Consider the following 8,389-nt stretch of genomic DNA (forward strand, 5'->3'; position numbering starts at 1 on the left):
GTGCGGGAACAATCCCGGCTGGGGGGTGGTTGGAGTCCCTGGGATGCTGTCCGGTCGCCGGACGGTGGCCCGCTGTCTCCTGCACAGTCCGGTTTGCCTTACGGGGCCCGGAGTGCGTATGGTGGCAGATCGTTTGAACCCATTCTTGCCCGGCGCCACTGCAGAGCGCGCCGTGTGGCGCGTACTCTCCCTTGCCGTGGTGGACCGCATTGAGGCGGTCGTATTGCGAATCGCGAATCACGGAGTTGACGGGCGCGTGCCGACTGAGACTCCGGAAGGTTTCGCATTCGCATGTCCATCGCCAGTACTGATCACGTCGTCGTGCCCGAGAACGAGCAGGCCGAGGACGCCCCCGAGGTCACCTTCGCGGACCTCGGCCTTCCCGAAGGCGTCGTGCGCAAGCTCGCGCAGAACGGCGTGACCACCCCCTTCCCGATCCAGGCCGCGACCATTCCGGACGCCCTGGCCGGCAAGGACATCCTCGGCCGTGGCCGCACCGGCTCCGGCAAGACGCTGTCGTTCGGTCTGCCGGCCCTGGCCACGCTGGCCGGCGGTCGTACCGAGAAGCACAAGCCGCGCGCCGTCATCCTGACGCCGACGCGTGAGCTCGCCATGCAGGTCGCCGACGCGCTCCAGCCCTACGGCGACGTCCTCGGCCTGAAGATGAAGGTCGTCTGCGGCGGTACGTCGATGGGCAACCAGATCTATGCCCTGGAGCGTGGCGTCGACGTCCTGGTCGCCACCCCGGGCCGGCTGCGCGACATCATCAACCGTGGCGCCTGCTCGCTGGAGAACGTGCAGATCGCCGTTCTCGACGAGGCCGACCAGATGTCGGACCTGGGCTTCCTGCCCGAGGTCACCGAGCTGCTCGACCAGGTCCCGGCGGGCGGCCAGCGCATGCTCTTCTCGGCCACGATGGAGAACGAGATCTCCACGCTGGTCAAGCGCTACCTGTCCGACCCGGTGACGCACGAGGTCGACAGTGCCCAGGGCAACGTCACGACCATGTCGCACCACATCCTCATCGTGAAGCCCAAGGACAAGGCGCCGGTCACCGCCGCGATCGCCTCCCGCAAGGGCCGCACGATCATCTTCGTCCGCACCCAGCTGGGCGCCGACCGTATCGCCGAGCAGCTCTGCGACTCGGGTGTGAAGGCCGACGCGCTGCACGGCGGTATGACGCAGGGCGCTCGTACACGCGTGCTGGAGGACTTCAAGAAGGGCTACGTCAACGCGCTCGTCGCGACCGACGTGGCGGCGCGCGGCATCCACGTCGACGGCATCGACCTGGTGCTGAACGTGGACCCGGCCGGTGACCACAAGGACTACCTGCACCGGGCGGGCCGCACCGCGCGTGCCGGCCGCACGGGCACGGTCGTGTCGCTGTCCCTGCCGCACCAGCGGCGTCAGATCTTCCGGCTGATGGAGGACGCGGGCGTCGACGCCGGGCGTCACATCATCCAGAGCGCCGGCGCCTTCGACCCGGAGGTCGCCGAGATCACCGGTGCCCGGTCGATGACCGAGGTGCAGGCCGAGTCCGTGGGCAACTCCGCGCAGCAGGCCGAGCGTGAGGTCGCCCAGCTCACCAGGGAGCTGGAGCGGGCGCAGCGCCGCGCGAACGAGCTGCGTGAGGAGTCCGACCGGCTGCTGGCCCGGGTCGCGCGCGAGCGGGGCGAGGAGCCCGCGGCCGTGGTGGCCCAGGAGGGCGGGGACGTCGCGACCGCCGTCGAGGTGTCGGTGCCCGAGCAGCCGACCGCGAAGGACGTCGAGCGCGAGGAGCGCCCGGAGCCCTCCGCTCCGTACGAGCGCCGGGAGCGGCGCGACGACCGCGGGGGCTTCCGCCGCGACGACCGTGGTGACCGGGGCGACCGTGGTGACCGGGGCGGTGACCGTGGCGGCCGTTCCTTCGAGCGTCGTGACGACCGTGGCGGCCGTTCGTTCGAGCGTCGTGACGACCGGGGCGGTTTCAACCGCGACCGTGACCGGGACCGTGGCGGCCGTTCCTTCGACCGTGACCGTGACCGCGGTGGTTTCCGTCGTGACGACCGGGCCGACCGTGGTGACCGGAGCGACCGTGGGGGCTTCCGCCGCGACGACCGTGGTGACCGGGGCGACCGTGGTGACCGGGGCGGTGACCGTGGCGGCCGTTCCTTCGAGCGTCGTGACGACCGTGGCGGCCGTTCGTTCGAGCGTCGTGACGACCGTGGCGGTTTCAACCGCGACCGTGACCGCGGCGGCGTCCGCCGTGACGAGCGCGGTGGGCACCGGGGCAGCGACCGTCCCTTCAACCGGGACCGCCGTGACGACCGTCCGGGCTTCCGCTCCGGCGGCCACGACCGTCCGGGTCACGACCGTCCCGGCCACGACCGTCCGGGTCACGACCGTCCGTACGGCCGTCGTGACGACCACCGTGGCGGCTCTTCCTTCCAGCGCCGCGAGGACAAGCCGCGCTGGAAGCGCAACGGCTGACATCAGCGCATGAGGAGCGCCGTGGCTCCGTCCCAACGGGCGGGCCACGGCGCTCCGTCGTTGCGGCGCGGGCTCTGCGGGGCCCGTGGGGACACGCCCGGGCCGGCCGGTTCATGCCCCTCATCGGCCCAGTTCGTCCCTCCGGCAGGGCCGGGACCCCGATACCCGATCGGAGTCCCGGCGTGGTCCGGCTATGCTCGTGGGGGCGACATCGCCTGGGCCCTTAGCTCAATTGGCAGAGCAGTGGACTTTTAATCCATTGGTTGTGGGTTCGAGTCCCACAGGGCCTACTGGTGGTAGAGGAGGCAAAGGGCCTCTGACCTGCTACGCAGCGCCTGAGTCGGCTTCGGTCGGGTCGGGCGCTGCTTCGTTTTCAAGCCACTGCGTGAGCGGATGTGTTCGTGGCCTGCGGATTGGGTGCCGCTTGGGCGGATGAGTCAGCAGCTGCCGGACGCGACCGGGGGATCAGCTTCGCTGCCTTCTCGGCGATTTCGCGGTCCAGCTCAGGGAGCAGGCTCGTGTACGTGTCCGAGGTCAGCATGATCGTGGAGTGTCGCAAGGTCTCCTTCACCGTGTGGATGTCGCCGCCGCCTCCGTGCGTGAGCGTCGCGGCGACGTGGTGCAGGTCCCGCAGGGTGATGGGTGGCAGGTCGTGGCGAGGATGCGGCGGAAGGTCTCCGAGACCGTCTCCGGGGGGAGCCCGGAGCCGTCCTCCTTGGCGAAGACCTTGCCGGTGTCCTGCCAGGCGTCGTCCCAGGCCGCGCGCTCCTTGTCCCGGCGGGCCTTGTGGTCCCGCAGCACGGCGTAGCGCAGACCGTCTTCGAGGGTGGGCTCCTTCGTCTCATGGCCGACCCGGCAGCGCAGCCACACCGAGTCATCGCGCAGGCAGAAGACAACCCAGTCCCGGTACTGGCCGCACCCTGAGCACGTACTGGCCTCGCCGCCGATGACGAGCGGCTGCTGCCGGCGCATCATCAGATCGGTCACCTCCTGATGCGACGGCACCCGCAACTCCGGCGGCAGCAAGTCGGGTTCCACCGACTCCTCCACCGGCTCCTCCGCAGCCGCAGCCGCAGCCGCAGCCGGAGCCGGTGCTATCGGCTCGGGAAATCCAGGCCATGGCTGCGTCGCCTGTGGCTGCCGAAGCAACTCGTAGTGCCGTGTAACGGATTTCGCGTCCGATGCGCAGAAGGAAACAGTGCGTCGGCATGGGCGAGAAGAAACTGGTGCAAATTTCAGCAAAGAGGCAAAAGCTGCCACTGCGATAATGCTTATATTTAGGTCTTCTTGTGAAGTTCACCGAGAAGGGTGAGATGGCCGCTGCTAACCTCCCCAGTCCTGAAATTACGGCAAGATCATATTGCTTGATCACCCTTTTGCCTTCGTGGTAACTTCCCTACTCCGCGCCGCAATTGAACGCGGGATCGCATTCATCGAAAATCGCATCAGGGGGTTTCATAAATGAAGAGATTTGGCCGGAAGAGCGGCATAGTCGCGGCATGTGCCGGCGCCGCGCTCCTCGGGGGATTGGTGACGGCCGTTCCGGCGATGGCAGCGCCGAGCGGATGCCCTGAGCCGTCCGTCAGGTTTGCTCTCGTCACCGGGAGCACCCTGTGGGGGCAGTCCAAGGCGTCCTGCAATTCCGCCAAGACGAGCACGATGACCACTGAGATCAAGTGGGACAAGAACCTTCTCCCTGACCCGCTCACGGCGAAGAACGCGATGACGGACACACGCAAGGACTGGACGGTCGGGGTGTCCAGCTGCGACAACGGCAACCACCGTAGCTACTACGCGCGGGGTTACTGGAAGGGTGGCACCTACCACGACACGACTCCCCGCGGTGTCAGGGCCTGCTGACCTGAGAACTGACAGAAGGTAGGAAGGGCAGGAGCGTGGCTACGATCAAAGCCGATGGAATGGTGCAGCGACGCGGAAAGCGTACGGTTCTGCGGAGTGTCACTTTTTCGCTGGACAGTGGCGTGACCGCTCTCCTCGGGCCGAACGGCGCGGGAAAGACGACCCTGCTGGAAACAGTCGTCACGCTCTTGCCCCCTGCCGGTGGCAGCATTCAGGTTCTTGGCGAGGATTACAGCGACAAGAAGGGCCGCGAGCGAGCACGGCAGCGTATTGGATATTTGCCACAAAATTTCGGATACGTCCCGTCGTTCAGCGTTGAGGACTTCGTCTCGTACGTGGCGTGGACCAAGGGGATGAAGGGTGAGTCCGGCACGCAGGCCGTGCGCGAGGCCGTCGCCGCTGTGGCGTTGACGGACAGTGCCTCGGTACGCATGGCGAAGCTGTCCGGTGGCATGCGGCAACGGGCGGGAATCGCAGCGGCGATGGTCCACCGTCCCGACTTCCTCATACTCGACGAACCCACCGTCGGTCTGGACCCGCGCCAGCGTTCGGACTTCCGCAAGATGGTGCGCAGCCTCGCCGTCACCACGCCCGTGCTTCTGAGCACCCATCTCACTGACGACGTGTCCGCGATGTGCGACGACGTGCTGGTTCTCGAAGACGGGGACATCGTCTTCCAGGGCACTGTGCGCGAACTGGCAGCAGCCGGTGCGTCCTCCGAGGAGGGGGATACGGAGCTGGAGCGGGGCTACCACACGGTCGTCAGTCGCCGGGGACACGGTTCCGGGGACCAGGGCGGTGCGCGGTGAGCAGTCTGTCGGCAGGCATCCTGAGGGGTGCCGCTCTGGAGACGCGTACCCGCTGGCACCTCTGGGCCGTCCTGGTCCTGATCTTCGTCAGTGTGTGGAACGCCTTCGGTAACCTCACTCCGGGCGTGGGTTTCTGGCCCAACGCCGTCCACTCCGTGGTGCTCTCCGGTGTCCTCAGCAGTTGTGGAATGGCCGGACTCGCTGCGCTCACGGGGGGCCGGGAGCAACAGCGCGGACTCTCATACCTGACCGGGATGAGTTCGGTTCCCGCGTGGTGGCTGCCTGGTGCCCAACTGCTCGCCATGGCGGCCTGGGCCTCCCTGGCGTACGGCTTCGTCGCCGTGGCGGTCGTGGTCAGGGTGCTGTTCGAAGCACCCGCAGGTGAGATCGGGATCAGCGGGTGGCTGGCAGGTTGGTGTGCCGTCGTGGCCTGGACCGTGCTCGGCTACTCCGTTGGCCGGCTGTGGCCCAGTCGCTTCACCGCACCCCTCGCGGCCGTGGTGCCCTTCGCCGTCTACGTGGTGCACTACGACCTGGTCGGACACACCGGTTACCTTCTCTTCCCCTTCCTGGACGAACTTGTCACGCCGTACTCTCTGCCGCAGGACGGCCTCTACGCCGGTCAGGCCATCTGGCTCGCCGGGGTGGCGGTGGCTGGCGCCGGTGTGTGCCTCGCCCGCCTGTTGTCGCGGCGCGCGACCGTCGGTCTCGCAGGGGCCTCACTGGTCCTGGCGGTCACCGGTGTCGCGGTGCTCAGCCCTCTGCATGGACGCTTCCACCAGCCCGCCCTCAGCGCAGCTGAGTCCGCCCGGCTGTCGACGGTGTGCACCACCTCCGACGGCCTGGCGATCTGTGTGCACCCGGCGTTCGAGAGTGCGCTGCCCGAATTGCGGGACACCTTCACGGACACGGCCGCACGGCTCGCGGACACTCCGGCACGTATGACCCGGCTCGTCCAGCAGGAGCGCAGCAGCACCCCCGCTCCGGGCACCGCGCCGTTGTACCTCGACGATCTGCGTCCCGGCCGAGTCGAGGAAGCGCGAGAGGAACTGATCAGCTCCTTGACGGACTTCAAAGCCTGCAACCTGACGCAGGACAACCTTCGGATCGCGGCCCTGACCGAACTCGTGCAGCAGTGGCTGGCGCACGGCCGCGCGGACGCCTCCGCCGTGGCCGGACTGCCCGTGCCGACTCCCGAACTACGCACGCCACAGCAGACGATCAACGGGTGGTCCAGCGGCCAGGGCGGCACCTGGCTGAGTGACCACTGGGATGCGTTCCGGACATGCACACTCTCCGGCCAGGACTTCCGGTGAGCCCGCGCGAAGTCGGCGGTGACCGTGGAGCCTGCGGGCCGCTCCTGTACTGCCGCAGTCGGCGGCTGGCCGTCTCCATCCTGCTCCTGGCGGCTGTCGCCGTCACTGCCTTCGTCCTCAATGACTCGCTGGTGAAGGTCGGTTACTCCTCGGACCAGAACACACCTGTCACCTTGATCCTGCTTCCTGCTGTCAGCGCGGTGATCCTCTCGGCCACCGCTCACGGTTCGATGCAGCCCTGGGACGGCCTTGGCGGACCAGTGATCCGTCGCGCCAGGCTGACCCACACCGTGCTGGCTTCCCTCGGAGCTGCGCTGACCGCCTGGGCCCTGCTGCCGACGGACATCCTGGACGGCCGGGGAGATGCGGCCGTCGCACGGAACGTCGTCGCCCTGTGCGGCCTGGCCCTGCTGGCCGTACGCGTCATCGGGCACGCCCTCGCCTGGTGCGTCCCGTTGTTGCTCGCGGCGATTGCCCTGACCTTGGGCATCGAGCCGCAGGTCTCCTGGCTGTGGTCCTGGCTGCTGGCAGCCAACGCAGACATGGGCGCCGGCGTGACGGCCGCAGCCCTGTGGCTCACCGGCATGGTGGTCTTCGCGCGGCACGGGGAACGCCGGTCCACCGACCTGTGAGCCGGGGGGTACCAGCCTTGTCGTGCGTGAGCGATGCGTGAGCGGACGGGATGGCACGAGCCGACATGGGACAGACTGGCGATCATTCCGGATGTGTCCTGACCAGGTGGGTTCGGACACCGAAGAAGCATCCAGAACCACTCAGCAAGATCCAACCAGGACTTTTAATCCATTGGTTGTGGGTTCGAGTCCCACAGGGCCTACAGAAGAGCCCCGGTCCGGATCGTCTCCGGACCGGGGCTCTCGCCGTTGCTGGGGACGGGTCAGCTCGTGGTCAGCATTCCCGACCGCAGTCGGGCCACCGTGCGCGAGATCAGCCGGGAGACGTGCATCTGGGAGATGCCGAGCCGGGCGCCGATCTCCGCCTGGGTCAGCTCCTCCACGAAGCGCAGGTGGAGGATGAGGCGCTGGCGCTCGTCGAGTTCGGCGACCAGGGGGGCCAGGGCGTGGAAGTCCTCGACGAGTTCGAGGGCCGGGTCCTCCTCGCCGATGAACTCCGACAGCGTCGTTTCGCTCTCGTCCGGGTCGCCGGTGACCGTCGCGTCGAGGGAGGAGGACAGGTAGCCGTTGGCCGCGATCTGGGCCTCGACGACCTCCTCCTCGGACACGTTCATCAGGGCGGCCAGTTCGGCCACCTTCGGGGCGCGGCTGAGGCGGGACGCCAGTTCCTCGGTGGCCTTGGCGAGTTCCGTACGGGCCTCCTGCAGGCGGCGCGGCACGTGCACGGCCCAGGACGTGTCGCGGAAGAACCGCTTGATCTCGCCGATGATGTACGGCACCGCGAAGCTGGTGAACTGCACCTCGCGGGAGACCTCGAACCGGTCGATGGCCTTGATCAGCCCGATGACGCCGACCTGGACGATGTCCTCCATCGACTGACCGCTGGTGCGGAACCGGCGGGCGGCGAAGCGCACCAGCGACATGTTCATCTCGATGAGCGTGTTGCGGGCGTACTGGTATTCGGGCGTGCCCTCCTCGAGGACGGCGAGCCGGTCGAGGAACTGCCCCGTCAGCCCGCGTGCGTCCTGGGGGGCGAGCTTCTGGGGCTCGGCGATCTGCGGCAGTTCCTCACCGGTGCAGGTGGCGGAATCCGTCGTCGTGCCGATGCGCATGGTCGCCGTCACGGGCCCTCCCTCTCAGTCCGGCCCGCTCCGATCCCCCGACAGGCCACCTCCAGCGCCGCTACCCGCCCTCGCCCCGGTCATGCCCGGCATATGCCCCGGCGAGACGTTGACCACAGTCGGCGCAGGTCGAGGCGGTGGCGGGGTACCCGGACCGGTACTGCGACGGTACGGGCGGGGAG

At 68.1% G+C, this 8,389-nt stretch carries 6 protein-coding genes, 1 tRNA gene and 1 pseudogene; 6 read left to right on the forward strand and 2 right to left on the reverse strand.

The features are described 5' to 3' along the window. Positions 1–291: 291 nt before the first annotated feature. Together C1J00_RS32850 and C1J00_RS32855 are read left to right on the forward strand one after the other, a co-directional pair. Positions 292–2,469 (forward strand): DEAD/DEAH box helicase, encoded by a 2,178-nt coding sequence (locus C1J00_RS32850; protein WP_102912623.1) that lies wholly within the window; start codon positions 292–294, stop codon positions 2,467–2,469. Between the two features lie 217 nt (positions 2,470–2,686). Continuing rightward, positions 2,687–2,759, forward strand: a tRNA-Lys gene (locus tag C1J00_RS32855). A gap of 34 nt (positions 2,760–2,793) precedes the next feature. Here the strand turns inward: C1J00_RS32855 and C1J00_RS32860 are convergent. After that, positions 2,794–3,273: pseudogene (locus C1J00_RS32860) on the reverse strand (site-specific integrase); the annotation flags it as partial. A gap of 855 nt (positions 3,274–4,128) precedes the next feature. On the opposite strand from C1J00_RS32860, the gene C1J00_RS32865 reads away from it, so the two are divergent. The 4 genes from C1J00_RS32865 to C1J00_RS32880 are packed head-to-tail and all read left to right on the forward strand — an operon-like array spanning position 4,129 to position 7,086. Beyond that, positions 4,129–4,329 carry a hypothetical protein gene (locus C1J00_RS32865; RefSeq protein ID WP_102912624.1) on the forward strand — a complete coding sequence of 67 codons (201 nt, stop codon included), beginning with the start codon at positions 4,129–4,131 and terminating at the stop codon, positions 4,327–4,329. 35 nt (positions 4,330–4,364) lie between these two features. Then, positions 4,365–5,138, forward strand: a complete 774-nt coding sequence (locus C1J00_RS32870; protein WP_245936591.1) for an ATP-binding cassette domain-containing protein — start codon at positions 4,365–4,367, stop codon at positions 5,136–5,138. Then, positions 5,135–6,454 (forward strand): hypothetical protein, encoded by a 1,320-nt coding sequence (locus tag C1J00_RS32875; protein ID WP_102912626.1) that lies wholly within the window; start codon positions 5,135–5,137, stop codon positions 6,452–6,454. The genes C1J00_RS32870 and C1J00_RS32875 overlap by 4 nt, the downstream gene beginning before the upstream one ends. After that, entirely contained in the window at positions 6,451–7,086 is a 636-nt protein-coding gene (locus C1J00_RS32880; protein ID WP_102912627.1) for a hypothetical protein, read from the forward strand. Before C1J00_RS32875 ends, C1J00_RS32880 begins: the two co-directional genes overlap by 4 nt. A 263-nt stretch (positions 7,087–7,349) precedes the next feature. Here the strand turns inward: C1J00_RS32880 and C1J00_RS32885 are convergent, their stop codons facing one another. After that, positions 7,350–8,210 (reverse strand): RNA polymerase sigma factor SigF, encoded by an 861-nt coding sequence (locus C1J00_RS32885; protein ID WP_102912628.1) that lies wholly within the window; start codon positions 8,208–8,210, stop codon positions 7,350–7,352. Positions 8,211–8,389: the final 179 nt, after the last annotated feature.

The organism is Streptomyces cahuitamycinicus (genome assembly GCF_002891435.1).
In the GTDB taxonomy this organism is placed as follows: Bacteria; Actinomycetota; Actinomycetes; order Streptomycetales; family Streptomycetaceae; genus Streptomyces; species Streptomyces cahuitamycinicus.